The following is a 24,203-nucleotide window of genomic DNA, read 5'->3' as shown; positions in this document are numbered from 1 at the left end:
AAACAATGATTCCAACTCTTGAAGATTTTGGTGTACAAACTCCTGCATATATCAGAAAAATAAATAAGCTCACACATTGGAATCCAGAGGATTGTAATAGTGAACAGGAACGCGCTCGAAAAGCATCTGTAAATATATTTGATGATGGTGTTAATAGTCTTTATCTAGTCAACTCAAATGAAGATTTGTATGCAACAATAGTTGCTATAAGTGCAAATAGAACTCCAAATGATCAGAATTTTGATTTTATCTGGATAACTGAAGAAGAATTACAAGAAATTGGTATAAAATTTGAATTAGTGATAGAAGGAGCTTGTTTACATTCCCAAAAGCTACATTTCAATGCTTCCATTGACATAAATTCTGCTTACAAATTATGTGAAAATATTATGTCAAAAAATAGAGAAGCAAAGCGCTGCAAAAGGAAAGATACTATGAAAATTTTAAATGCTTTAAAAACTTTAGGATGTAAAGCCATAGTGACTAATAGCCCAAATTGCAAGTGTGAAAAATTAAACTAATAAAAAAATAGTTCTATCTACTACAAGGTAAACATCCTATATATATTTCCTCACTGCATTAATATCTAATTCTTGGATCTACATAAGCATTGAGAATATCAATTAAAATACTTGCACTCACAACGATCGCACCAAAAAATACTAAAACCCCCTGCACTGTTGGATAATCGCGGTCAGAAATAGCTTGATATAGTCGATTTGCTAACCCAGGCCAGGAAAATGTGACTTCCGTTAAAATCGCCCCACCTAAGAGGGAAGCAAATGTTAACCCCAAAACCGTAATTACAGGAATTAAGGCGTTTTTCAAAGCATGGGAGACTAAAATCTTATTTTCAGAAATTCCCCGCGCCCTAGCTGCTTCTACATAATCAGCTTTTAAGGTTTGTTTTAAATTAACTCTGACAATCCGCTCAAAAATTCCACTCAGCAAAATTCCCAAGGTAAGACTTGGTAAAGCCAAATGATGTAAAGCAGTGAATAACTGACTGAAATTACCAGTTAATAAACTATCAACTGTATATAAACCTGTGATAGATGAAGGTGCAGGGAGATTTGGAGGAAAGCGGTTAGAATTGGGAAACCAACCCAGTTGAACTGAGAAAATTAATTGTAACAACATACCTGCCCAAAACATAGGTAAGGCATAGGTAATTATTCCAAATAAACGCCCACCAACATCAAAAGATGTCCCCGGACGAGAAGCGGAAAAAGTACCCACTAAAACACCAACAATTAGCGCCACAGCCATACTTGAAACTGCTAATTCCACTGTGGCAGGGAAATGTTGCCCAATTATTTCCCACACTTGCTGTCCTCGACTTGTTAAGGAAGTTCCTAAATCAAAACGCAGGATATGTCCTAAATAATTGAGATATTGTAGCCATATAGGTAAGTCTAAACCTAGTTGTTTTCTTAATTCTTCTTTAGCACTTTCTGGCGCACGTCCACCAAGAATTGCATCTGCTGGATCTCCTGGTGTGGCTCTGAGTAAAAGAAAGACAAGAGTGATAATAGTTAATAATTGTAGTGGCGCAAAGAGCAACCGAGAAACTATGTAATATTGTAAGGCTTTAGAACGAGACATATTTTAAATAGGAGTTCAGGAGTTCAGGAATTATATATTATCTCGTTCCCATACTCTGTATGGGAATGAATTCTAGAAGGCTCTGCCTTCGATTAAATTAGAGGCAGAGCCTCTGTGATAGCATTCCCAGTCAGAGACTGGGAACGAGAAAACGAGAAATGAAACTTTTACAGGAGGCAGGAAGGAGTCAGGATTAGTTACTAATGACCAATGACTAAAACTTACTTTTTAATCGTTTTATAAATCAGGTTTTGGGTGGGGTCAAGGTTAACGTTACTTACACCTTTTTGGGCAAATACATAATCTTTGTTTTGCCATAAAGGTACGTAGGGAACATCAGTTAAAACTTGGTTTTGAATATCTGCAAATATTTTTTTCCTGGCTTCAGGATTTTGTTCTTTGCGTTGCTGATCTATCAGCTTATTCATGGCTTCACTGTAATAGAATGAACCCTGAGTTTGACTGCCTCCATTTTCACATCCTTTCGCAACTGAGCCTTTTTCACAGGCTAAAAATGGTTGTACATAGTTATCTGGATCTAAAAAGTCTGGATACCAATCAAGTAATGCTGCTGGATATAAACCTTCGGAAATCTTTTTAAAGAAGGTAGCACCTTCTACTGTGTTTACTTCCAGTTGCAATATGCCATCCATTTTGGTATCAGCTAGAGATTTTAGTGTCTGTGCTGCTAAACTGCGAGTGGGTGAACTGGAAGGATACCAAATTTGGATTTTAGCCGGGTTTTCTTTGGAAAAACCTGCTGCAATTAATGATTTTTGAGCTTGTTCAAAGTTGCCATCACCATATTTATCTTTAAATAATGGCTGGGAAACGTTGAAGGTAGTAGGAATCATGCTGTAAAGCGGATCTGCTTGACTAAACAAAACGCGCTCATTTAATAATGGACGATTAATTAGTGATGCGATCGCACTTCTGACCTCGATTTTATCTAAAGGCTTCTGATTCCGATTCAACACCATATAACTAACCACACTACCTTGGGCTGTTATAGCTTGCCAATCTCCTTTTTTCGCACCTGCTTCTAAACTGCGAATTTGGTCTGGTTGTAAAGATAAGTAAGCTACATCTACCGCACCAGTCCGAAAAGCATTAAACAAATTGACTGGACTGGTTTGAATTTGGACATTAATACCGTTATTGGCTGGTTTTTCACCCCAATATTTATCGAATACATCAAAACGCAGGGAATCAGTTCCATACTGGGCTAATTTGTAAGGGCCAGTACTAATAAAGATATTGGGTTTAAATTTACCTGCACCAATTTCATAAGCTTTGGGGGAAACTGGACATACCCCAGAAAACGCCAACAAGGATGGAAACGCCGCAAAAGGCTTTTTCAGCTTAATTGTTAACTCATAGTCCCTTGTGGCTTTTACAGAGGCTATTGTATCAGCTAATAAAAAGGAGGGTTTACCCTTATTTTCTATAAAGCGCTGGATACTAAATTCCATTGCTTTGGCGTTGAAGGGGGTATCATCATGGAAAACCACTCCTTCACGGATGGGGATGGTGTAAGTTAAACCATCTGCACTAACTTTAGGTAATGCTGTGGCCAGTTGGGGTTTGATTTCCGTGCTGCCTGGTTCATAGGTGTACAAGCGATCGCTCATATTAAACACTAAACCCAAAGATGCCAATTCATACCCATCGGCAGGATCAAGGGTACGCGGCTTCTGAGTTGTACCTACAGTAATCCTGCCATCACCAGCAGGAGTATTCACAGCACCAGAATTAGGTGTATTTGTCTGTTGACTGGGGGTACAGCTTACAGCCAACAATAAACATAGAGAGAACAAAGATAGGAATTTTGCCATCCTACCCCACCGTCTCATAGCCCAAGACAACCAAGTTATAACCATTAATTTTTTTTTATCAGCAGTCAATTATTCTAAGATATATATTTAGCTAATTACATATAATCAGATTGTTTTTACAACAATAGCATCTCATTTTTGTAAAACTTGAGCAGCGGTCAACTTGAGATCAGGAAATACGGTGGAAACAATCACATTATCATTTTTATATACCTGCTCGTCATAAAAACCCTCCACCCATTCCAACACCGTCACCTTTTCGGCAATGGGATCAACAATCCAATATTCAGCAATACCCCGTGCTGCATACTCGGATCTTTTGTAGCGATAATCACGATTAGCCTGATTAGGACTTACCACCTCAACCACCAATAACGGTGGCGGCATATCCATATACACAAGCGATCGACTAGCGCCCTCCATTGCAACAGCTAACTCTTCAGAAAATACTACCAGATCAGGTACACGCACACCCACCCTTCTGCTATTCACAGCCACCTCAGCCTTCATCCGCAATCGAGAAGATGGGATACCATAGGTTAAAAAATAAGCCACCAAAAACATTGCTATCCGTTGATTTATATCACTTTCTGAAGGCATGGGAATTAATTCTCCATTTTCCAATTCATATAAACTATCCGTACCATCGTCAAAGTTGAGAAATTCCTCAAAGGACATCTTTTTAGTAATTGCTAATGTCATTGCTTTTTCTCCCATGCTTAACATCTAATCTTGATAATGAAACCGACAAGCTACAATAATTATGTTGTCTTCTAACACTTCATATACTAATCGGTGTTCGGTGTTGATGCGCCTTGACCAATAACCTGATAAATTAGCTTTCAATTGTTCTGGTTTACCAATGCCCTCAACAGGACTCCGCAGAATTTCTTTAATTAGAGTATTGATTCTTTTCAAGAGTTTCTTATCAGTCTCTTGAAACCACAAATAATCCTCCCATGCAGATTCTGTAAATGTGAGTTTCATTCTTCAATTAAATCTCTCTCAACAACTTCACCTGCTTTTGCTAATTGAATTGAGGTAAGAAGATGCTTGGCATTAACAGGATTTGACAGTAAATACAATGTTTCTTGCCATGATGAAAATTCGTCTAGAGAAATTAAAATAGCCTTATTGCCTTTGTTATTACAAATAATTGTTGGTTCTACATCTGCAATAACCCGATCTATCAAACCATCTAAGTCATTACTTGCTTGCTGAGTAGTCATTGCATCCATTTGATCCTCCTTTAACTGTTAAATATTAGTTAAATTCTAGCCTAGAAATTTCAGGATTAAAATCAAGGCAAGAAAGAGATGATGATAGACAATCAAAACTAAGCGGCTAACTTTTGGTGATAATTTTTACAAATTCTTCTGAAAAAACAATGTTTAATATTTTCTCTAAATTATCTGTTAGATTCGATGTACTAAATTCACCAAACTCAGAAATAGGTATTCTATACGCCAATAACCGCCATTTATTTGATGTCATGTCATTAAATAAGTTTTCTTCAATTCCTTGCTTTTTAAAACCATCAAATATACTTTTTAAACTAGAATTTTCTTTAAGTTCATCTCTCTTTTCTGGGTCAATATCAAAGAAGAAAGCAATTTCTGATTCAGATTTTTTTTTGAATTTTATTCCGTGGTCATCATCATCAAAATATATGCCATAAAAAAACCACATTTTGTAAGCATTCTTAAAATCATATTCATATCCTACTCTACCCCAATCTATATTGTCATCATTAATATTCTTCCTCCTTTTAATATTAATAGATTTTTTAAACAGTGAATCAATATGTATATTTTTTAAAGAGCCTATTATCTTTTCTTCTATCTTGTTTATCAGTGAATAAATATAGATATTGACATCATCATTAGTTGGTTGCATATTCATAAATTCCTTACTTAATTTTCCATATTCTAGAAATTGGGATACAACAAAACTAGGATTAGATTCTTCAATTTTATGGAGTTGTTGTGCTATTTCATTCCATGTTTTAAAAAAGAATTTTGATCCTGCATCTTTAATACAATCTTCTATAATACTTTTGTCTGTTATTTTTGGAGTAACAACTAATAAAAAAGAGTTATTGTCTCGGCAAAATTTCTCGTTGTGTCTTAAAATTTGTTCTTTAGTTAAACCAAGCCTAAATGTTTTATTCTCGAAGTAAATATTTATATTTTGATCATCATGAGTTGAAAAGCTAAATTTTCCATCAGGATTTGATTCATAACCAACAAAAACACCTTTTACACAAACAGGTTTCTGTTGCAATAAACTAAATTTTCCATCAGTTAGAAATTCGATAAACTCTTTATTGTTTGGCATATGTTTAATTAAGCAGAGAAAATTGTAAGTCAATTTATTCTCTGGTTGCTGGTAGGCATTCATGAAGACATTAAACTTGCTCACAATAGCTAACTCGTAGTTAATGCTTGTTTATTATACATACTTTTTTGGGTTCTCTACTGAATTTTGTAAACAATTACAGGCTTTTGCGTCTATTCCTTGATGATTGCACAAATTATTATGTGTAAATCTTGTCTAAAATAAAACCTGTAATTCTTCAACAAGCGATCGCCTGGAAAAACCCCAATTTAGTTTTATGCGGTACATTGTGAGCTTAAAATAACTTCAGCACTCTAGAGGGATTCAGAAGATAAACAGCAGTATTTTGGGGATTGGTAGCGATATTTGAGCCACAAACTAGGTAATTGCATTTATTGAGACGCTTGCAAAGAGTCCCATCAATAGTTACACTTTTTAAAATATTCTCATTTTTGCTTGGCGATCGCATAGCCGCTCAAATAGCCACTTCCCAAAAGTTCGCAACTCCAAGGAAATTTACCTATAACAGCGGATCAGCATTGCTAAACCACAGGCTAATCTGTGGTAAGACTCAAGACTGGCAATAACAAAAAACTCAGAAATTTCTCCAAGAAACGACTGTCGTTTCTGAGAACCTCAGTAAGAAAATTGCTTTGTAAACTAATTCATCTAGGAGGATTGTAGTCAATGGGACTACCCTGGTACCGAGTACATACAGTTGTTCTGAACGATCCAGGTCGGCTGATTTCTGTACACTTAATGCACACAGCCCTAGTTGCTGGCTGGGCTGGTTCAATGGCATTGTATGAACTGGCTATTTACAATCCCAGTGATCCAGTTCTCAACCCCATGTGGCGGCAAGGGATGTTCGTACTACCCTTTATGTCACGTCTAGGTGTCACCGAATCTTGGGGTGGTTGGAGCGTTACTGGTGGACAAGCAACCGATCCTGGTTTCTGGTCATTTGAAGGCGTTGCAGCTGCTCACATTGTTCTTTCCGGTTTGTTATTCCTCGCTGCCGTTTGGCACTGGGTTTACTGGGATTTGGAATTATTTAGAGATCCTCGCACAGGCGAACCTGCTTTAGACTTGCCAAAAATGTTTGGCATCCACCTGTTTTTATCTGGTTTACTTTGTTTCGGTTTTGGTGCATTCCACCTCACAGGACTATTTGGCCCTGGAATGTGGGTTTCCGATGCCTACGGTGTCACTGGTAGCATCCAAGCAGTAGCACCAGAATGGGGACCAGCCGGGTTTAACCCGTTTAACCCTGGTGGCGTTGTCGCTCACCACATAGCTGCTGGTGTTGTCGGTATTATTGCTGGTTTATTCCACCTTACAGTTCGTCCACCCGAAAGGCTCTACAAAGCCCTACGGATGGGTAACATCGAAACCGTGCTTTCTAGCAGTATCGCAGCGGTATTCTTTGCCGCTTTCATTGTTGCTGGAACAATGTGGTACGGTAACGCCACCACCCCCATTGAACTTTTTGGCCCTACCCGTTACCAATGGGATCAAGGCTACTTCCATGAAGAAATTGAGCGCCGTGTGCAAACAGATGTTGCCCAAGGTGCTACCCTCGCTGAAGCTTGGGCAAAAATTCCCGAAAAACTGGCTTTCTACGATTACGTAGGCAATAGCCCCGCTAAAGGTGGTTTGTTCCGTACAGGAGCAATGGTTAACGGTGATGGTATTGCTCAGTCTTGGCAAGGACACGCTGTATTTAAAGATGGTGAAGGTCGGGAGTTGACTGTACGTCGTCTACCTAACTTCTTTGAAACCTTCCCAGTGATTTTGACTGACGCAGATGGTGTTATCCGCGCTGATATCCCCTTCCGTCGGGCAGAGTCTAAGTATAGCTTTGAGCAAACAGGCGTTACTGTTAGCTTCTACGGTGGTAATCTGAATGGTCAAACCTTTACAGATCCTGCTGATGTGAAGAAGTATGCCCGTAAGGCTCAAGGTGGAGAAATCTTTGAATTTGACCGGGAAACTTTAAAATCTGATGGTGTATTCCGTACATCTCCCAGAGGCTGGTTTACCTTTGGTCACGCTGTATTTGCCCTCCTATTCTTCTTTGGACACCTCTGGCATGGTTCTCGGACAATCTACCGAGACGTGTTCGCTGGTGTGGAAGCAGATCTAGAAGAGCAAGTTGAGTGGGGTCTATTCCAGAAATTGGGTGATAAATCAACCCGTCGGAAAGAAGCTCTCTAACTTTTGGGGAATGGGGATTGGAATTGGGGATATTAACCAACACCTAATCCCTGTCCTTGGTACACTAATATTACCGACTGGATAAACAGGAACTCGTAATATGGAAAGTGTTGCATACATCTTGATTTTCACTTTGGCAATAGGCGTTCTCTTTTTTGCGATCGCATTCCGCGAACCACCCCGGTTTGAGAAAAAAGAAAAATAGATTCCTATTACCATTTACCTGACTTGTCAGGTAATCTAAAGATTCTATCCGTTGCCGCCTATTCTAGGTTGCAACGGATAATCTTGCGAATATCTTTTGCTAAACTTATCAGGCTACAATTGTCAACTGGTGAAAAACTTTTTGATATGTGATACAATTTCCTATCTGGAAGTTGATATGTGTGAACCTAGCTCTTCTGAGCTAGTATGAACAAACGTGTAAGTGTAAACTTCTTTTAAAAAAGCCCTTGCATACACATTGTTAATTGTGGCAAAAACTTGACGGAGAACAGAACCAGGAACAAATCAGCATGGTCAATCAGAACTTAACCGCTCCAGAAATTGGATTTACTCACGAAGATTTCGCTGCTCTACTCGATAAGTACGATTATCACTTCAGCCCTGGTGATGTTGTACCAGGTACAGTTTTCAGTATAGAGCCGCGCGGCGCTCTGATTGACATCGGTGCTAAAACAGCAGCATACATACCTATACAGGAAATGTCTATTAACCGGGTGGATAGCCCGGAAGAAGTCTTACAATCAAACGAAACACGGGAATTTTTCATCCTCACTGATGAAAACGAAGATGGTCAGCTAACCCTTTCCATTCGTCGTATTGAATACATGAGAGCATGGGAAAGAGTGCGCCAGTTACAAGCAGAAGATGCTACTGTCCGTTCTGGCGTGTTTGCTACTAATCGCGGTGGTGCATTGGTACGCATTGAGGGATTACGCGGCTTTATCCCCGGCTCCCACATCAGTACCCGCAAACCTAAAGAAGAATTGGTAGGGGAAGAATTACCCTTAAAATTCCTAGAAGTAGATGAAGAACGCAACCGTTTAGTTCTCTCCCATCGTCGCGCGTTGGTTGAGCGCAAGATGAACCGCTTGGAGGTTGGCGAAGTAGTAATTGGTACTGTTCGCGGTATTAAGCCCTACGGTGCATTCATCGACATCGGTGGTGTTAGCGGACTGCTCCACATTTCTGAAATTTCCCATGAGCATATTGACACACCTCACAGCGTGTTCAATGTCAATGATGAAGTGAAAGTGATGATCATTGACTTGGATGCAGAAAGAGGAAGAATTTCTCTATCTACCAAGCAGTTGGAACCAGAACCTGGTGACATGATTAAGAACCGTGATTTGGTCTATGATAAGGCTGAAGAAATGGCAGCTAAGTATAGGGAACAGATGTTAGCTAAACAGCAAGGTATCACTGCTGCACCTGTGGAAGCAGCGGTAGATGCTGAAGCTGAAGCAGAAATTCCTTCAGCAACTGAAGAAGTTGAAACAGAAATTTCCGCAGCAACTGAAGTTGTAGCTGAAGCAGAAACTCCAGTCGAAGCTGTAGCAGAAACAGAAATTCCTGCGGCAACTGAAGATTAATAAATTCCTAGTTGTAATTGCTTGCAACTAAGATTATCAAAGTGTTTAATTAAGAGGGAAAATCCCTCTTTTTTTATCACTGATCCTGCGGATTTAAGGATCTCACGGAATGAAGGAGAAGGATCTTTCATAAATGATAGACCTCTACAGGCAGCAATTTTTCTGTCTGGGATTTAATCCCCATTACAAAACTTAATCACGAATTACGTAAAGTCATTAGGAGCATAACAGCGCTTAGGGTACAGACGGCTGAAAGCACTATTACAAATTTTTTTATTATGGCGACTATTCAATGCAAAGACATCAAATTTTTTAATATTCAGGCAATTTTATTTGATAAAAATGGTACTTTAGAAGACTCAGAGAGTTATTTGCGATCGCTCGGACAAAGAGGAGCGCGGATGATAGATGCTCAAGTTCCCGGTATTGGGGAACCTTTATTGATGGCTTTTGGTATTAATAGCGATAGATTAGATCCTGCGGGTTTAATATCCGTAGCCAGTCGTCGAGAAACAGAAGTTGCAGCAGCTGCCTACATAGCAGAAACTGGTAGAGGCTGGTTTGAATCCTTAAAAATTGCCCGTCAAGCTTTAGCAGAAGCTGATCAATATATTGACAAAACTCCCTCACCTTTGTTTGCGGGTAGCTTAGAAGTTTTAAAGTACCTATCAGAAGCTGGGTTAAAACTTGGTATCCTCTCAGCAGCCACGACCGAAGATGTGCAGAGATTTGTCAGCACTCACCAATTAGGGGATTATTTGCAATTAGAAATGGGAGTTGATGAGGGTCCGAGTAAACCAGATCCAATCTTATTTTTGCAAGCTTGTCAAGCTTTAGGGGTAGAACCGGGAGCTACTTTGATGGTAGGTGATTCAGTCGGCGATATGCAAATGGCGCGTAATGCTCAAGCCGCAGGTTGTATAGGTATTACTTGGATTGGCAATTCCGGTAATGTGAAGGGTGCAGATGTGGTAATTAATCAACTTGATGAAATTCAGGTTGTAATGTAAGGAGTCAGGAGTCAGGAGTCAGAAAAGGAGAGTTTTTGCATAAGTCCTAATTTTATCTAAACCACGTCTACTTTTAAACCAATAGTTTTTTCTGAATCGGGTTTTGTTCCTAAATTCTAATACTCTTCCCTGTTCCCTTTTGAAAAACTCCAGTTCTCAACTTGGATGAGGTTTATGTAAGGATTCAAGACACAGAATATTTGATATAGCAGGGAACTCTTAACAGAAGAGAAAAATATTCTTCCTCCTTCTTCATTCTTTCTCCTGACTCCTGACTCCTGACTCCTGACTCCTGACTCCTGACTCCTGACTCCTGACTCCTGAATTCTTACTTATCTATAACCCAAGATGATTTTTTAGTGCTTGACGCATTTCGGTTATAGGTACATTTTCCTGTTGTAACCAGATTTTTAATGCTGCTGCACCTTGTTGAACTAGCATTTCTAAGCCATCAATGGGAATAGCACCTTGTTTTTCTGCTAGTTTAAGAAACTGAGTTGGTTTAGGGATGTAGATCAAATCATAAACAATACCACCTGAAGGTAAATCTACCATCTCCTCTATACTTAAAGGTGATTGATCTACATGGGGATACATCCCTACAGGAGTTGTATTAACTAACAGATTTGCTTGGGGAATTAACTTGGGCAATTCTTGCCAATCATGCACTTGAAATTTATCTGCAAAGGGTGAATTTTGCCAACTTTGCCAAAATTCTGTTAACTTTTGCAAATTTCGCCCCACCACATGAATTTCAGCCAAACCTAGCTGAATACAACCGGCAACAACTGCTCTCGCTGCACCACCATTACCTAGAATTACTGCTGTTTTTTGACTCCAATCTTGGTTATATGTGGTTTGTAAAGGAGAAATAAACCCTTCTACATCTGTGTTAGTTCCCACCCAACCGTTTCCTTGACGAGTCACCGTATTGACTGCACCGATCGCTTGAGCAATGGGTGAAATTTCTGTTAAAAAAGGTAATATAGCCTGTTTGTGGGGAATTGTGACGCTAAACCCAACAACGCCAATAGCAGTAAAACCAGCTATCGCAATTTCTAAATTTTCTGGGGCAATAGGAAAAGGCAAATACACATAATCTAACCCCAATTTCGTCAAGGCCGCATTGTGCATGACTGGGGATAGAGAATGCTCCACAGGATGCCCAATTACTCCTAAAAGTTTAGTTTTGCCGCTAATCATAAGTAAATCAACTTTTCTAGCCTTGACTCCAGCAACAATACTTATTCTCTCATGTCATTGCTTTCTGGTGTAAAGATAACGGTTGTGTACTGTAGACCACCAGGATTACTATGACTTTGGTACACCATTACCCATTACCCATTACCATGATCAATGAGCATTCGGCTGAGGCTAACGACGGAAGCCAATCACCAATGATCGAACCCTTAATTGCACTCAAAGGTATTTCTAAAACATTTGGTAAAAATAAAGTTTTAGATAATGTCGATTTGACAATTTATCGAGGGGAAGCACTGGCAATTATTGGCCCTTCAGGAACTGGTAAATCGACAATTTTAAGAATAATTGCGGGGTTATTACAGCCCGATGAAGGAGAAATTTATATTCAAGGGGTAAAACGCAATGGGTTGATTGAGGATGGAACTGATCCTGTAGGAATTGGGATGGTATTTCAGCAAGCAGCCTTATTTGACTCGTTGACAGTAGAAGAAAATGTCGGATTTTTATTGTATCAAAACTCAAGATTAGAGCGATCGCGCATTCGCCAACTAGTAAACGATAAATTAAATGTGGTGGGTTTGCCAGGAATTGGTCATCTTTATCCCTCAGAACTTTCTGGAGGAATGCGAAAACGGGTCAGTTTTGCCCGTGCGATTATGTCCAACCCCGATAGCCCCGCAGACAGTCCAGAAGTTTTATTGTACGATGAACCCACAGCCGGACTAGATCCCATAGCCTCAACGGTAATTGAGGATTTAATTCGCAGTTTGCAATGTACACAAGGTATCTGTAGTACATACTGTATTGTTACCCACCAAGAAAGCACTATTCGGCGTACCGCTGACAAATTGGTATTTCTTTATCAAGGTAAAGTGCAATGGCAAGGTAAAGTAAGTGAAATAGATCACACTGAGCATCCTTTGATCAGACAATTTATGAGCGGGAGTATACATGGGCCGATTCAGGTAGTCGGCTAGATCAATGCTGGGTGACTGTCAATATACTGAAACTCACAAATCATGACTAGTTTTTGGGTGGAAAAAAATGCGAGGTTTAATTAGCAAATTAACGTCTACACGAACATTGAGAGAAGGCTCTGTGGGATTATTATTCCTACTCGGTTTAGGCGCATTTGGTGCCATTCTCTTGTGGTTGAATCGAATTACCCCCGGACGCAATTCATATAAAGCAGTGGTAGAATTTGTTAACGCCGGCGGAATGCAAAAAGGTTCACCAGTTCGTTATCGTGGTGTCAAAATCGGTAGTATTTCCAAGATAGCAACGGGAGCAAATGCCGTTGAAGTGGAAATTGAAATTAACAATCCTAACTTACTGATTCCTGCTGATTCGGTTATTGAAGCAAATCAGAGCGGGTTAATTAGCGAAAGTATTATTGATATCGTACCCAAGGCCACCTTGCCAACTGGGACGGATATTTCTAAACCTTTAGAAAAAGATTGTAATCCCAGCCTGATCATTTGCAATAACACTAGTAACTTAAAAGGTCAGATTGGCATCAGTGTAGATGATTTGATTCGTCAATCAGCTAATTTTGCTAATCAATACAGTAACGAAAAATTTTATCAAAATATTAATCGAACCTTAGAAACTTCTGCTGAAGCGGCTTCTAGCGTCGCTAACCTTAGTCGAGAACTCCAGAGTGTCAGCAAAACCTTTAAAGGACAAATAGGTATATTTTCTGGTACGGCTGTTACAGTCCAAAGAGCCACCAATGAACTGACAGCAACTAGTACAAAAACTGCCAATCAATTAGGTGTAACAGCGAGTGATTTTAGTGTCACTGCCAAACAAGCAAGTCGTTTGCTCAATAACTTAGATGACTTATTAACTACAAACCGTTCTTCTCTAGTCGGTGCTTTAAACAATATCACCCAAACTAGCAACCAACTACGTCAGACAGTCAGCAGTTTATCACCTGCTGTTAGTCGCCTGTCAGAAGGAGAATTGTTAAAAAATTTAGAACTTCTTTCTGCCAACGCCGCTGAAGCTTCAGCTAATTTGAAGGATGCTTCTAAAAATTTAAATGATCCTAAAAATGTCGTGCTACTGCAACAAACTCTAGATTCAGCTAGGGTGACATTTGAAAATACACAAAAAATTACATCAGATTTAGATGAATTAACAGGTGATCCTAAGTTCCGGCAAAATCTCTTGCAACTAGTAAATGGTCTCAGCAAGTTGGTATCTTCTACACAAGATGTACAGCAGCAAGCAAAGGTAGCTGTTACCTTAGACTCTCTCAAAACATCTTTAAATCAAACAAAAGTTATTACCCCAACCCAGAAAGCATCTGTAAATAAATCCGTAGCTAAATCCAAAGTTGTCATCCCCACCCCAACTTTGAAAGAATTTGTACTTCAGCCAAATTTAGAAATTTCTACACCACCCCAGGAAAAAGCAGTAATTAAACTTGAACCTTTACCCGCTAGTGTCGAGAGTTCTGTTGAGAGTGTGGAAAAAAACTCCCAGAATACTAGTCCAGTTATTTTTAAGTCATCCGAAGAACAGCTATTGCAACAATTACGGGAATACAGGAAACAGGAAACAGGGGAGATGGAGAACTCCTGAACGGGCGTTCGCGTAGCGTGCTGGAAGCATCAGCATTCGGGCGATCAATTATCGGTTTTTGGCAAAGGCTATTTTCCGAATGCTTCGCCCCTACTAATTCCAATCTTGCTCTTCTTTTTTGCCACGACTTTTATAAATGCCGCCCACGTCATGGAGTTGGCGAGTTTTTTCTAAAAGTTCATTTTCCGTTAAACCCCAGTGTTGCAAAACTTTATCTAAGTCTTTTTGGATGTCCCGTGCGCCTGGAAAGCCCTGATAACGAATTTTCAGCCTAGCCAATTCGGCCAAATTGTATTCTGTTGGCTCTTGAGAGAGTAAAATATCAATAAAGGGGCGATCACGGTTGTAAAGGGGATGTTGTTGGTCTTTACTTCCTGAAAATTCTGTCATAATTCTTACAACTTATTAGGATTTGGGATTGATCAAGATTTGAGTCTGAAGAGTCCCCGAAAATAGCCCTAGTTGGCTAATGACGGCAACCACACCCTAGCTCATACGGCTCTCACCACTGCCATTCAACTTTAAATAAAGATACATTATCTTTAAGAAAATACAAGAAACTTTAGATGAGGGTGAACTCTATATCACCCACAGCCCAAGCAGCAAGGGAGCAAGAACCCGCTATGTTTGAACACTTCACGTCCGAAGCCATTAGGGTAATTATGTTAGCTCAGGAGGAGGCACGCCGTCTGGGACACAACTTCGTAGGAACGGAACAAATTCTCCTGGGTTTGATGGGAGAAGGAACTGGCGTTGCGGCTAAAGTGCTGGCTGAGTTGGGCGTTACCCTCAAAGATGCGCGTCGGGAAGTAGAAAAAATTATTGGACGGGGTTCTGGTTTTGTCCCACCGGAAATTCCTTTTACACCCAAAGTAAAAAGTCTGTTTGAGCAATCCTTTAGAGAAGCTCATAGTCTTGGACACAACTACATAAACACTGAACATTTATTGTTAGGTTTAACAGAGTCTGGCGAAGGGGTCGCTGCCAAAGTACTACAAAATCTGGGAGTAGATCTGCACGCTGTCCGCTCGGCTGTAATTAGTCGTTTGGGTGATGATGTCGCTGTTCTCGCAGGTGGTAATAGCCCCAAACGTAACAAGAACTTAAGTATAGAAGAGTTTGGCAGAAATCTCACCAAACTGGCTCAAGAAGGCAAGCTTGACCCTGTAGTTGGTCGCCAAAAAGAAATTGAACGCACTGTCCAAATTTTGGGTCGCCGGACAAAAAATAATCCCGTCTTGATTGGGGAACCAGGAGTTGGTAAAACTGCGATCGCAGAAGGTCTAGCTCAACGCATCATCAACCAAGATGTCCCGGAAGTTTTGCTCAACAAGCAAGTCATCAGTCTCGATATGGGATCTGTGGTTGCCGGAACTCGCTTCCGTGGAGACTTTGAGGAACGCCTGAAAAAAATTATGGAGGAAGTTCGCTCAGAGGGCAATATCATCCTCGTCATTGACGAAATTCATACCTTAGTTGGTGCTGGTGGTACAGAAGGCGGTTTAGATGCAGCAAACATCCTCAAACCAGCTTTAGCACGGGGTGAACTCCAATGTATTGGTGCCACCACCTTAGATGAATACCGTAAGCATATTGAACGAGATGCAGCTTTAGAGCGTCGTTTTCAACCGATTTTGGTCGGAGAACCATCTATAGAGGAAACTATTCAAATTCTCTACGGCTTGCGTGGTGCTTATGAACAACACCATAAGGTACATATTTACCGATGCGGCGGTAGTAGCTGCTGCTGAGTTGTCAGATCGTTATATTAGCGATCGCTTCTTACCAGATAAAGCCATAGACTTAATAGACGAAGCTGGTTCCCGCGTCCGCTTGCGTAACTCTCGCACCGCCACCGACAAGGAACTAAAACGCGAATTAGTTGGTGTCACCAAATCTAAAGAAGAAGCAGTTAGACTCCAAAACTTTGACAAAGCTGGTAAACTGCGTGACCAAGAAGTAGAAATTCAAGGTAGACTCTACACCGAAGAAACCGAGAAAAACGCTAAAACTCCAATTGTTGACGAAGAAGACATCGCCCAAATCGTCGCTTCTTGGACTGGCGTACCAGTTAACAAACTGACAGAATCAGAATCAGAGTTACTCTTACACTTAGAAGACACTCTGCACAAAAGGCTCATCGGTCAAGAGCAAGCCGTTACATCTGTTGCTCGCGCTATCCGTCGCGCCCGTGTCGGCTTAAAAAATCCTAACCGACCCATAGCTAGTTTTATCTTCTCCGGCCCCACCGGTGTTGGTAAAACAGAACTAGCGAAATCATTAGCTGCTTACTTCTTCGGTGCTGAAAGCGCAATGATTCGGCTAGATATGTCCGAATACATGGAAAGTCACAACGTCTCCAAATTAATTGGTTCTCCTCCAGGTTACGTAGGATACGACGAAGGTGGACAACTAACCGAAGCAGTGCGACGCAAGCCATACACAGTGGTTCTATTCGACGAAATCGAAAAAGCACACCCTGATGTATTTAATATGCTGTTGCAACTTTTGGATGATGGACACCTCACCGACGCAAAAGGTCGGAAAGTGGACTTCAAGAATACATTAATTATCTTAACTTCCAATGTGGGTTCTAAGGTAATTGAAAAAGGCGGTATGAGTTTAGGCTTTGAATTTGATAATCAAGCCGACGCTAGTTATCACCGTATTCGTAACTTGGTAAACGAGGAACTAAAAGCTTACTTCCGTCCAGAATTCCTCAACCGTCTTGATGATATTATCGTCTTCACTCAACTCAATAAAGCTGAAGTCAAGCAAATTGCTGAGATCATGCTCGTCGATGTTGCTAGTCGCTTGACAGAAAGAAGAATTAAACTCGAAGTCACCGAAAGCTTCAAAGACCGGGTAGTAACCGAAGGCTACGACCCCAGCTATGGCGCTAGACCCTTACGCAGGGCAATTATGCGCCTGTTAGAAGATTCTCTGGCTGAAGCACTCCTGGCCGGACAAATTGGCGAGGGAGACACAGCTATTGTTGATATTGATGATGATGGTCAGGTAATAGTGAGAAAAACAGAAACACGCGAGTTACTTACTGTTAGCTAACGCGGGTTAAATCTAAATACCATCACAAAAGTAATTTTTTCATGGGTAAGGGGTAAACCTTTACCCTTTTGCTTTTTCTCAAACAAACTTACAACAGGGAATAGGGAAAACAATCTCTGTAATTAATTCTGTCTGGTTACTTACGAATTACGAATTACGAATTATTTTAATAGTCATTATCAGCCACACAAATACCTTTACATTTAATACCGTTCGTAGCAGTGCGTTGACAATGAGAACAGAGAATTTCTTCGTTTTCTGTTTCTTTATTTTTTATACTATTAATTGGCTGTAGCTTGTCTTTTTCGCTCTGGGGTTTTTCATTCATAAGAATGGAGAAATTTTTGCTGTTTAAATTTTACAAACACTGTAGGTTGGGTTGAATAAAATGAAACCCAACAAATTTATCAACAACAACGATAATGTGAATGTTGGGTTGCGTTCCTTAAGCCAACCTACAAGATTAGCGCACTGACAATTACCCTTATCTACAACCCTGATAAGTAGGCAAAAACTTTTTCCTGCCAGAAATTAATACGGTTTTCTCGTGTTGCTGGTTTAAGCATTAGTTTACACCAAGCTCCATTTGCTGCACCACTAGGATGAGGAAACTCAAGGTGTTTGACTTCTAAATTTATACTTCTAATGGTGCTACTTGCTATTCGTCCCCAGGTAATGACCGCAAGTGGTTCAAAAATTTCTAACTCTGTCTTCAGAACTTGAATGAAGCGAGTACGATCTTGTTTGCTCAGAGGAAGACCGTGATCGCAATTAGCCTCACTGACCCATACCTTGAAAATATCTGTGAGGTATACTCTGTATCCTTCATCTAGTAAGACCTTGATCAAATCAAAGTATAGCCTTGTATTACGCAACTTCTCACGACAATTCTTCAAGTGCAAAGCATAGGGTGTTGCAATACCAATTTCCTCTACTTTTTTATCACTTTTTCTTAAAGGATCTTGTCCCAAAATAGCAACTGTTTTCTTGTTTGAATTATTATTGTTCTTTTCAAGGAGACTTGGAATATCTACTCCAACAACTAAAGCTTCTTCGTAGTATTTCTGAAAAATTTGATCGTGAGAGTGAAAAATATTTCTGGGAAGAGTATGTTCAGGATAGCCCTCTAATTCAAATTCTTGCAGCATCACCTCATAGAGAGCTTGTAGTTGACTTTGTGAAATATCTAGAACTTTAGATAACTCCTTATGCAAAGCTTCAAATTCATTGGCTTTAAACTGTGAAAACAAGTAATCTGACATAAATTAAAAAGCTATCACTAACACAATATCAATGTAGTTTACCCATAATCGTTAATAAAACAACCAGAACAACATCAAAGAACGTGATTGAGGTTTGCAAAAAACGTCTGAGCAAATACGATAGTGATTAACAGGAGTAATGTGATGGATCAAGCTAAAAGAGAACGTTTGGAATCTAAAGGCTGGAAAATTGGTACAGTGTCCGATTTTTTGGAGTTAACACCCGAAGAAACTGTCTTTGTAGAAATAAAACTAGCTCTCAGTCAAAACTTGAAGGAACGTCGGCAAAAACTGATGACTCAAACTGAACTTGCCGATAAGATTAGTTCCAGCCAACCTCGAATTGCTAAAGCTGAAAATGGCGATGCTTCAGTATCAATTGAATTGTTGATTCGGGCAATGTTAGCCACAGGTGCAACTCCTCAAGATATTGGCCAGGTTATTGCTGGTGTGGGGTAACAATTCCCAACCTTTCCCGTCCCAAAATAGCCCCAACTCCTGCTTAAAAAGATGCAGCGTACAGTTTATCACCGATAATGCCGCGAATAGTCTCAACTAGCTGAGTGTAGACAGCATCAGATAAAACTGGTTGAGAGCCTTGCAAACGCACCTGTTGATCTAAATCAATCCAGGATTTACAACCACCATATTCATCTAGATAAGGAATATCCTGCGCTTTAGGTAGTTTGTAAGTCCGTAGCAAAAGGATATATAGCGGCTGACGTGGTTTCCATTTTAAGCGATCGCTAATAAAATACTCATTCCAAATATGAAAGGGAAGTAAATCCCCCACAATAGACTCATCAACAACTGGCAAAATATCCGTAATTTCTGCCCAACTACCAATGCGAATTGTTTCTGGATGCCAACCTGAAGTTACTGGATAGACAAGATCCGCGTACTCAGCCTTAAGCATAAAAGATTGTTGATGCTCGTAAGTAGGGTAGAGCAAAACCTGCTGATGGGCAACTTGAAAGCGTCCCTCCTGTTCATGGATACCGCCTTTACGAAGCAGCATAATCGTTTGGCCGTCTTCCAACGCATTTACGGCCACAGCCCATTCCTTAAAAGCATGAAAAGTGGTAGTCAATTCCATGAGCATCTACTTTGACTCTGATTTAATTTCAGTCTAAGACGGTTAAAGTATAAAACTAGTCAGGGAAATAAATTTGAGAAAAATCATGAAAAAACGCACACTGGGTAAATCAACCGTACAAATCTCACCCATCTTAATGGGAACTTGGCAAGCTGGAAAAAAAATGTGGGTGGGAATTGAGGATGATGACTCGATTAAAACCATCCGTGCTGCCTATGAAGCCGGAATTACCACAATAGATACCGCAGAAATTTATGGTGAAGGACATTCTGAACAGATTGTAGCTAAAGCTTTATCTGATGTGCGGGATAACGTAGAGTATGCCACAAAAGTTTTTGCAAATCATCTCAAATATCAACAAGTAATTGAAGCTTGTGAGCGTTCCTTAACAAACCTGAAAACAGACTACATTGACCTCTACCAAATTCATTGGCCCTCTGGTGCATTCAATAATGAAATCGTGCCAATAGCAGAAACCATGAGCGCCTTAAATCACCTCAAAGAACAATGGAAAATTCGAGCCATTGGCGTTTCCAATTTTTCCCGTGACCAAATAGCAGAAGCCGCCCAGTATGGACAAATTGATAGTTTACAACCGCCTTATTCTCTATTTTGGCGGCAAGTAGAAAAAGACGCTATGCCTTATTGTATTGAAAACAACATTTCTATTTTGGCTTATTCGCCTCTAGCACAAGGATTATTAACTGGTAAATTTCTCCCAGGGCATAAATTTGACCCAGCCGATAACCGAGCTAAAAATAAGTTATTTCAAGGCGAAAACTTTGAACACGCTCAACAAGCCTTAAATGAACTTAGCCCCATAGCCGAAGACCATAATTGCAGTCTGGCTCAGTTAGCACTAGCATGGTTAATCGCCCAACCCCAAACAAATGCGATCGTTGGTGCGCGTTATCCTGAACAAGCTATAGCCAACGCTCAAGCTGTAGAAATTAAACTTTCTGCCGAAGAAATTGCAAAAATAGGCAGAATTGGCAGCATCGTCACCGACCATCTTGATGATCAATCAGTTATGTGGAATTGGTAATAAGTAATAGGTGATTGGTAATCGGAAAACTTCTCATGTTCCCTATTTCTTGTCACCTACTTCCCATATTGCTAAATTAAACGAAATATCAACTTTAGTAAACAAATAATTGCATCTCAACTACCCAGTGCTAAATTAGATTCATCAGGACACAAAGCAAATTACAACTAACCCAATGGGCAATGACTTAGTGTCCCCTGTCAGCAGCCCCAGCAAGTTTCAGCATATAGAAAATAAAGTGGCAAAACGACCGCTTTTTCAGGTCGAGCCAAATCCCAAAGCGGAAAAACAGGAAAGTGCTAAACTTGCCTCTTTATCCACCCTATCTATTAACTGTCAATTACTAACTTTAACAATTTGAAACTTCTGAACTCGCTAGAACCTGGTCAACCCTGACCAGGTTTTTAGATTTTTATTGGCTGTTGAAATATATCCAAGTCAATACCATGCTGGAGCTTTGAATGAGAAAATTTAGTTTTTTGTGGAAAATGACAATAGCTGTAATTCTAGCTACATTTTCTTTTTCCTGTGAGACCAGAATTAATAGAAAAACCCAACCAGCAAAAGCTGCTGAAAAACTGTACCCAAAAACAAATATTATTTACGGTGATTTTATTATCAATGAAGCGTCAAATTACATCATGATTCCAGTTAATCTCATTGACCAGGATAAGGATAAAGAAATTGATTTAAATCTTTCTCGTTCTTATCAAAGGGGAAACAAATTATATAATATGATTTTTTATCACAAAAAAACAGGCGAAAATCATCTTTTATTAAATAAAAAAGCGGTTATTAATTCCTTTGACTTATTAGAAATCAAATTAACAGGAAAACCAACCACAAGATTTTGGTTGTATCAAATCATTGACAAAGATACAAATAACGATAATCAAATCAACACTCAAGATGCCATTGTTGGCTATATTTCTGATTTATCAGGTAAAAACTTGCAGCAAATTACCCCCAATAATACAAAAATCGTTAAGTGGGTGGCGCTTGCCAGTCAAAACACAATTTTTCTGAAAATTATCAAAGATAACGATCAAGATAAACAATTTACAGAAGTAGATCAAACAAACTTTATTAGGGTTAATCTTGATCAACCTGTTATCGGCACAGAGATTATTAGTGAACAAGTAGAGAAAGATATTAAAAGTTATGTTCTCAAATGAAATAATTATTGATTTTTAGAAAAGAATATTTCTGAATCCTTACATTTGATGTAAGTATTCAGGATAGAGAATAAAGGCTTTATTAGTCAACTTTGATGATTTTGATAAAATCTCACTTCTCTCTATTCTTCATTTCATCACAACAAATTTGCTCTTATTCAGTCAGAGATAAAGCCCAATTATGTAGAAGTGGATTTACTTGATCAGGTGCTTCATCATGGGGACAATGACCAGCATTTAAGAAATATTCCGTTAATTGGGGATAATATTGATGGAATTTTTGAGAACGTTCTCGCGCTTTCATCCAAGGATCTGCTTCTCCCCATAATAACAATAAAGGACAATTTAATTGCTTGAGTAAAATATCAACTTTTTCTCCTTGGGGAGTACTAAAAACTGAGACAAAAACATCTAAAGCACCTGTATCATAAGCAGGGCGCTGAATTTCTTCTACTAATTGATTAGTAATTGCAGTTTTGTCTAAATAAACTTTTTCTAAAGTGCGTCTAATTACCCAACGTTGTCGCACATATTGAAATAATAAAGATTGGAATAACCGTTGTTTAAAAGCCCATTTGACAGTTTTACCGAATAGTTGCTGTACAGGGTTTTTAGAAGGTTGAATTTGGCTTTGTAGTGTTTCTGGTTGAGAAAAAGGGCCTGCACTATTTAGTAAGACTACACCAGCAACACTATCAGGAAATTGAGACGCAACACATAAGCAAGCATAACCACCAAGGGAGTTACCTGCTAATACTGCTTTCTCACCAATGACTTCACTAATAAAATCTCGCAGTTGGTCACGCCATAAATCACCGCTGTACTGTAATTTAGGTTTTGCTGAACGTCCAAATCCTAAAAGGTCAATAGCAAATACTTGAAAATCTGCACAGAGTCCGATGATGTTTTTTCTCCAATGGTCTGTGGAAGCACCAAAGCCATGTACTAAAAGCAAGGAGGGACGCTGGGATTTTTGTTCTCCCGCTTGTACATAGTAAACTTTGTGTCCGCGCCATTGCCAGTATTGTCCAGATATTGGAGTTGTTTGCATATTATGAAGAAATATTACGAGTTATTAATAATATAGGACTTATGCCTTGATAAAATCCATCAAAGATGAATTATTTTATTTCGTGTAGGGTGCGTCAGACCCGATAATTTAGCAGACGACAGATTGTCTCTATCTGACGCACCGCACTAATACAAAGGTTCTCTGTCGAATGCAATACAATGGAGGACGGGGTTTCCCATTGGTGTCAACTTAACGTCAAAGCCTTGTAAAAACTGGGTTTCGTCCTTCCCATACTCTGTAAGAGGCTGAATTCTGGAATGCATCTGCTTATGCTACGCTCTCAATGAGAGTAGAGGCAGAGCCTCTGTGATAGTATTCCTAGTCAGAGACTAGGAACGAGATAGTGAGATCATGAACACTTCTGTTCCCTGTTCTCTTGCGTCACCGATAAGTTCTCAACTCAAATAGGATTGCTATGGGCAATGATAAGTTGGAAAAAAAGCACTCATAAAATTTGACTTTATGTATAATTATGAGTTATTATGAAAGTAGCGTTTTTATAAAAAAATTCCATGCGTTTAAAAAGATGGGAATCTCCCCGCAAAGAAGGGAGAAATGATAAAGGCCGAGGCGGCTCTGCTAGGAAGCGACAACTGAAAAAACAAAGACAGATGCTGAGAAACAAACTTAAAGAGGCTCAAAAGGCCGAAAAAAATCAAAACAACCAGCAGAAGAGGGAAGGGATTTTTACCTTCCCTCTTTTTTTGGGCTTTCCTCAAACAAAAATCAAAACTTACGCAAGTATCACATTAAATATCTCTGGTAGGTGTTTTTAGATATCAAAAATCTGTTTATTGACGGTATTTATGCAGTCTGACGCACCCTACAAAGCAAGCCAGTTGGGTAAGTCCTAAAAAATAAAATAATAAGAATAAAAATAATTTCTCAAAAGTACTTGACATAATCTCTATTTAACTGCTATATTATCAAAAGTTGACTTGTTCCATTGGGGCGTAGCCAAGTGGTACGGCAGCGGGTTTTGGTCCCGCCATCCCTAGGTTCGAATCCTAGCGCCCCAGCATTTTAGTAAAGGGTAGGTTTTAAAGCCTACCCTTTTTTATTAGTTTTAACAATTGAGTTTCCCCGCCTTATTTGA

General features: G+C 39.5%; 24 protein-coding genes, 1 tRNA gene and 1 pseudogene. 14 read left to right on the top strand and 12 right to left on the bottom strand.

Annotated elements, in window-relative coordinates; translation table 11 throughout:
* Nucleotides 1–5 precede the first annotated feature (5 nt).
* On the top strand, nt 6–521 hold the full coding sequence (locus tag ACOWPH_RS19205; protein ID WP_015216991.1) for a hypothetical protein: 516 nt from the start codon (nt 6–8) through the stop codon (nt 519–521).
* A gap of 58 nt (nt 522–579) precedes the next feature.
* On the opposite strand, the gene ACOWPH_RS19200 is transcribed toward ACOWPH_RS19205, so the two are convergent.
* The 6 genes from ACOWPH_RS19200 to ACOWPH_RS19175 form a co-directional block, all read right to left on the bottom strand.
* Nucleotides 580–1,605, bottom strand: a complete 1,026-nt coding sequence (locus tag ACOWPH_RS19200) for an ABC transporter permease (protein ID WP_015216990.1) — start codon at nt 1,603–1,605, stop codon at nt 580–582.
* 221 nt (nt 1,606–1,826) lie between these two features.
* The gene (locus ACOWPH_RS19195; RefSeq protein WP_015216989.1) at nt 1,827–3,485 is read right to left on the bottom strand and encodes an ABC transporter substrate-binding protein; all 1,659 of its coding nucleotides are present in this window, start codon (nt 3,483–3,485) and stop codon (nt 1,827–1,829) included.
* 87 nt (nt 3,486–3,572) lie between these two features.
* A complete protein-coding gene (locus tag ACOWPH_RS19190) occupies nt 3,573–4,142 on the bottom strand; it encodes a Uma2 family endonuclease (RefSeq protein ID WP_015216988.1) in 570 nt (189 codons plus the stop codon).
* Nucleotides 4,143–4,166: 24 nt separating this feature from the next.
* Nucleotides 4,167–4,427, bottom strand: coding sequence for a Txe/YoeB family addiction module toxin (locus ACOWPH_RS19185; RefSeq protein ID WP_015216987.1), 261 nt, complete (start codon nt 4,425–4,427; stop codon nt 4,167–4,169).
* On the bottom strand, nt 4,424–4,678 hold the full coding sequence (locus ACOWPH_RS19180) for a type II toxin-antitoxin system Phd/YefM family antitoxin (protein ID WP_015216986.1): 255 nt from the start codon (nt 4,676–4,678) through the stop codon (nt 4,424–4,426). The genes ACOWPH_RS19185 and ACOWPH_RS19180 overlap by 4 nt, the downstream gene beginning before the upstream one ends.
* 106 nt (nt 4,679–4,784) lie before the next feature.
* Nucleotides 4,785–5,777: a hypothetical protein gene (locus ACOWPH_RS19175; protein ID WP_250855222.1), complete on the bottom strand. Its 993-nt coding sequence runs from the start codon at nt 5,775–5,777 to the stop codon at nt 4,785–4,787.
* A gap of 687 nt (nt 5,778–6,464) precedes the next feature.
* Here ACOWPH_RS19175 and psbB point away from each other — a divergent pair.
* The 4 genes from psbB to ACOWPH_RS19155 all read left to right on the top strand — a co-directional run bounded on the left by psbB (nt 6,465) and on the right by ACOWPH_RS19155 (nt 10,599).
* Nucleotides 6,465–7,994 (top strand): photosystem II chlorophyll-binding protein CP47, encoded by a 1,530-nt coding sequence (gene psbB / locus ACOWPH_RS19170; protein WP_015216984.1) that lies wholly within the window; start codon nt 6,465–6,467, stop codon nt 7,992–7,994.
* A 100-nt stretch (nt 7,995–8,094) separates the two neighbouring features.
* Nucleotides 8,095–8,199 carry a photosystem II reaction center protein T gene (locus ACOWPH_RS19165; RefSeq protein ID WP_015216983.1) on the top strand — a complete coding sequence of 35 codons (105 nt, stop codon included), beginning with the start codon at nt 8,095–8,097 and terminating at the stop codon, nt 8,197–8,199.
* Nucleotides 8,200–8,509: 310 nt separating this feature from the next.
* The gene (locus ACOWPH_RS19160) at nt 8,510–9,589 is read left to right on the top strand and encodes a 30S ribosomal protein S1 (protein ID WP_015216982.1); all 1,080 of its coding nucleotides are present in this window, start codon (nt 8,510–8,512) and stop codon (nt 9,587–9,589) included.
* Nucleotides 9,590–9,867: 278 nt separating this feature from the next.
* The gene (locus ACOWPH_RS19155; RefSeq protein WP_015216980.1) at nt 9,868–10,599 is read left to right on the top strand and encodes an HAD family hydrolase; all 732 of its coding nucleotides are present in this window, start codon (nt 9,868–9,870) and stop codon (nt 10,597–10,599) included.
* Nucleotides 10,600–10,935: 336 nt separating this feature from the next.
* Here the strand turns inward: ACOWPH_RS19155 and ACOWPH_RS19150 are convergent, their stop codons facing one another.
* Complete coding sequence (locus ACOWPH_RS19150; protein ID WP_015216979.1) at nt 10,936–11,802, bottom strand: shikimate dehydrogenase; 867 nt, start codon at nt 11,800–11,802, stop codon at nt 10,936–10,938.
* 194 nt (nt 11,803–11,996) lie between these two features.
* Here ACOWPH_RS19150 and ACOWPH_RS19145 point away from each other — a divergent pair, with 194 nt between their 5' ends.
* Both ACOWPH_RS19145 and ACOWPH_RS19140 read left to right on the top strand, forming a co-directional pair.
* Entirely contained in the window at nt 11,997–12,779 is a 783-nt protein-coding gene (locus ACOWPH_RS19145; protein ID WP_042466186.1) for an ABC transporter ATP-binding protein, read from the top strand.
* 67 nt (nt 12,780–12,846) lie between these two features.
* A complete protein-coding gene (locus ACOWPH_RS19140; protein WP_015216977.1) occupies nt 12,847–14,391 on the top strand; it encodes an MlaD family protein in 1,545 nt (514 codons plus the stop codon).
* Nucleotides 14,392–14,484: 93 nt separating this feature from the next.
* On the opposite strand, the gene ACOWPH_RS19135 is transcribed toward ACOWPH_RS19140, so the two are convergent.
* Nucleotides 14,485–14,781 carry a DUF3288 family protein gene (locus ACOWPH_RS19135; RefSeq protein ID WP_015216976.1) on the bottom strand — a complete coding sequence of 99 codons (297 nt, stop codon included), beginning with the start codon at nt 14,779–14,781 and terminating at the stop codon, nt 14,485–14,487.
* A gap of 233 nt (nt 14,782–15,014) precedes the next feature.
* On the opposite strand from ACOWPH_RS19135, the pseudogene ACOWPH_RS19130 reads away from it, so the two are divergent.
* Nucleotides 15,015–17,457 (top strand): annotated as a pseudogene (locus ACOWPH_RS19130) (ATP-dependent Clp protease ATP-binding subunit).
* Between the two features lie 166 nt (nt 17,458–17,623).
* Here the strand turns inward: ACOWPH_RS19130 and ACOWPH_RS19125 are convergent.
* Together ACOWPH_RS19125 and ACOWPH_RS19120 are read right to left on the bottom strand one after the other, a co-directional pair.
* Complete coding sequence (locus ACOWPH_RS19125; RefSeq protein WP_015216974.1) at nt 17,624–17,785, bottom strand: hypothetical protein; 162 nt, start codon at nt 17,783–17,785, stop codon at nt 17,624–17,626.
* A gap of 160 nt (nt 17,786–17,945) precedes the next feature.
* A complete protein-coding gene (locus ACOWPH_RS19120) occupies nt 17,946–18,719 on the bottom strand; it encodes a hypothetical protein (RefSeq protein ID WP_015216973.1) in 774 nt (257 codons plus the stop codon).
* A gap of 144 nt (nt 18,720–18,863) precedes the next feature.
* On the opposite strand from ACOWPH_RS19120, the gene ACOWPH_RS19115 reads away from it, so the two are divergent.
* Nucleotides 18,864–19,178, top strand: coding sequence for a helix-turn-helix domain-containing protein (locus tag ACOWPH_RS19115; protein WP_015216972.1), 315 nt, complete (start codon nt 18,864–18,866; stop codon nt 19,176–19,178).
* 43 nt (nt 19,179–19,221) lie between these two features.
* Here the strand turns inward: ACOWPH_RS19115 and ACOWPH_RS19110 are convergent, their stop codons facing one another.
* A complete protein-coding gene (locus ACOWPH_RS19110; protein ID WP_015216971.1) occupies nt 19,222–19,821 on the bottom strand; it encodes a DUF1802 family protein in 600 nt (199 codons plus the stop codon).
* A gap of 79 nt (nt 19,822–19,900) precedes the next feature.
* On the opposite strand from ACOWPH_RS19110, the gene ACOWPH_RS19105 reads away from it, so the two are divergent.
* From ACOWPH_RS19105 to ACOWPH_RS19095, 3 genes are all read left to right on the top strand, one after another.
* On the top strand, nt 19,901–20,860 hold the full coding sequence (locus ACOWPH_RS19105; RefSeq protein WP_015216970.1) for an aldo/keto reductase: 960 nt from the start codon (nt 19,901–19,903) through the stop codon (nt 20,858–20,860).
* A gap of 175 nt (nt 20,861–21,035) precedes the next feature.
* The gene (locus tag ACOWPH_RS19100; protein ID WP_015216969.1) at nt 21,036–21,221 is read left to right on the top strand and encodes a hypothetical protein; all 186 of its coding nucleotides are present in this window, start codon (nt 21,036–21,038) and stop codon (nt 21,219–21,221) included.
* A 127-nt stretch (nt 21,222–21,348) separates the two neighbouring features.
* On the top strand, nt 21,349–22,035 hold the full coding sequence (locus ACOWPH_RS19095) for a hypothetical protein (RefSeq protein WP_242043131.1): 687 nt from the start codon (nt 21,349–21,351) through the stop codon (nt 22,033–22,035).
* 154 nt (nt 22,036–22,189) lie between these two features.
* Here ACOWPH_RS19095 and ACOWPH_RS19090 read toward each other — a convergent pair whose 3' ends face one another.
* Complete coding sequence (locus ACOWPH_RS19090) at nt 22,190–23,086, bottom strand: alpha/beta fold hydrolase (RefSeq protein ID WP_015216967.1); 897 nt, start codon at nt 23,084–23,086, stop codon at nt 22,190–22,192.
* A 533-nt stretch (nt 23,087–23,619) separates the two neighbouring features.
* Between ACOWPH_RS19090 and ACOWPH_RS19085 the strand changes: the two genes are divergently transcribed.
* Nucleotides 23,620–23,883 carry a hypothetical protein gene (locus ACOWPH_RS19085; protein WP_015216966.1) on the top strand — a complete coding sequence of 88 codons (264 nt, stop codon included), beginning with the start codon at nt 23,620–23,622 and terminating at the stop codon, nt 23,881–23,883.
* A 171-nt stretch (nt 23,884–24,054) separates the two neighbouring features.
* Nucleotides 24,055–24,126, top strand: a tRNA-Gln gene (locus ACOWPH_RS19080).
* Nucleotides 24,127–24,203 lie beyond the last annotated feature (77 nt).

Source organism: Anabaena sp. PCC 7938, from assembly GCF_049315035.1.
Lineage (GTDB): Bacteria > Cyanobacteriota > Cyanobacteriia > Cyanobacteriales > Nostocaceae > Anabaena > Anabaena cylindrica.
This window is presented reverse-complemented; position numbering and strand designations above follow the sequence as displayed.

What these genes read in the sequence shown, in the direction of transcription:
- ACOWPH_RS19160 (WP_015216982.1), top strand. Translation starts at nt 8,510, where the DNA reads ATGGTCAATCAGAACTTAACCGCTCCAGAAATTGGATTTACTCACGAA.
- ACOWPH_RS19205 (WP_015216991.1), top strand. Translation starts at nt 6, where the DNA reads ATGATTCCAACTCTTGAAGATTTTGGTGTACAAACTCCTGCATATATC.
- ACOWPH_RS19135 (WP_015216976.1), bottom strand. Translation starts at nt 14,781, where the DNA reads ATGACAGAATTTTCAGGAAGTAAAGACCAACAACATCCCCTTTACAAC.
- ACOWPH_RS19120 (WP_015216973.1), bottom strand. Translation starts at nt 18,719, where the DNA reads ATGTCAGATTACTTGTTTTCACAGTTTAAAGCCAATGAATTTGAAGCT.
- ACOWPH_RS19155 (WP_015216980.1), top strand. Translation starts at nt 9,868, where the DNA reads ATGGCGACTATTCAATGCAAAGACATCAAATTTTTTAATATTCAGGCA.
- ACOWPH_RS19140 (WP_015216977.1), top strand. Translation starts at nt 12,847, where the DNA reads ATGCGAGGTTTAATTAGCAAATTAACGTCTACACGAACATTGAGAGAA.
- ACOWPH_RS19105 (WP_015216970.1), top strand. Translation starts at nt 19,901, where the DNA reads ATGAAAAAACGCACACTGGGTAAATCAACCGTACAAATCTCACCCATC.
- ACOWPH_RS19085 (WP_015216966.1), top strand. Translation starts at nt 23,620, where the DNA reads ATGCGTTTAAAAAGATGGGAATCTCCCCGCAAAGAAGGGAGAAATGAT.
- ACOWPH_RS19150 (WP_015216979.1), bottom strand. Translation starts at nt 11,802, where the DNA reads ATGATTAGCGGCAAAACTAAACTTTTAGGAGTAATTGGGCATCCTGTG.
- ACOWPH_RS19195 (WP_015216989.1), bottom strand. Translation starts at nt 3,485, where the DNA reads ATGGTTATAACTTGGTTGTCTTGGGCTATGAGACGGTGGGGTAGGATG.
- ACOWPH_RS19090 (WP_015216967.1), bottom strand. Translation starts at nt 23,086, where the DNA reads ATGCAAACAACTCCAATATCTGGACAATACTGGCAATGGCGCGGACAC.
- ACOWPH_RS19185 (WP_015216987.1), bottom strand. Translation starts at nt 4,427, where the DNA reads ATGAAACTCACATTTACAGAATCTGCATGGGAGGATTATTTGTGGTTT.
- ACOWPH_RS19095 (WP_242043131.1), top strand. Translation starts at nt 21,349, where the DNA reads ATGACAATAGCTGTAATTCTAGCTACATTTTCTTTTTCCTGTGAGACC.
- ACOWPH_RS19165 (WP_015216983.1), top strand. Translation starts at nt 8,095, where the DNA reads ATGGAAAGTGTTGCATACATCTTGATTTTCACTTTGGCAATAGGCGTT.
- ACOWPH_RS19110 (WP_015216971.1), bottom strand. Translation starts at nt 19,821, where the DNA reads ATGCTCATGGAATTGACTACCACTTTTCATGCTTTTAAGGAATGGGCT.
- ACOWPH_RS19115 (WP_015216972.1), top strand. Translation starts at nt 18,864, where the DNA reads ATGGATCAAGCTAAAAGAGAACGTTTGGAATCTAAAGGCTGGAAAATT.
- ACOWPH_RS19100 (WP_015216969.1), top strand. Translation starts at nt 21,036, where the DNA reads ATGGGCAATGACTTAGTGTCCCCTGTCAGCAGCCCCAGCAAGTTTCAG.
- ACOWPH_RS19190 (WP_015216988.1), bottom strand. Translation starts at nt 4,142, where the DNA reads ATGACATTAGCAATTACTAAAAAGATGTCCTTTGAGGAATTTCTCAAC.
- ACOWPH_RS19180 (WP_015216986.1), bottom strand. Translation starts at nt 4,678, where the DNA reads ATGGATGCAATGACTACTCAGCAAGCAAGTAATGACTTAGATGGTTTG.
- ACOWPH_RS19125 (WP_015216974.1), bottom strand. Translation starts at nt 17,785, where the DNA reads ATGAATGAAAAACCCCAGAGCGAAAAAGACAAGCTACAGCCAATTAAT.
- ACOWPH_RS19145 (WP_042466186.1), top strand. Translation starts at nt 11,997, where the DNA reads ATGATCGAACCCTTAATTGCACTCAAAGGTATTTCTAAAACATTTGGT.
- ACOWPH_RS19200 (WP_015216990.1), bottom strand. Translation starts at nt 1,605, where the DNA reads ATGTCTCGTTCTAAAGCCTTACAATATTACATAGTTTCTCGGTTGCTC.
- ACOWPH_RS19175 (WP_250855222.1), bottom strand. Translation starts at nt 5,777, where the DNA reads ATGCCAAACAATAAAGAGTTTATCGAATTTCTAACTGATGGAAAATTT.
- psbB (WP_015216984.1), top strand. Translation starts at nt 6,465, where the DNA reads ATGGGACTACCCTGGTACCGAGTACATACAGTTGTTCTGAACGATCCA.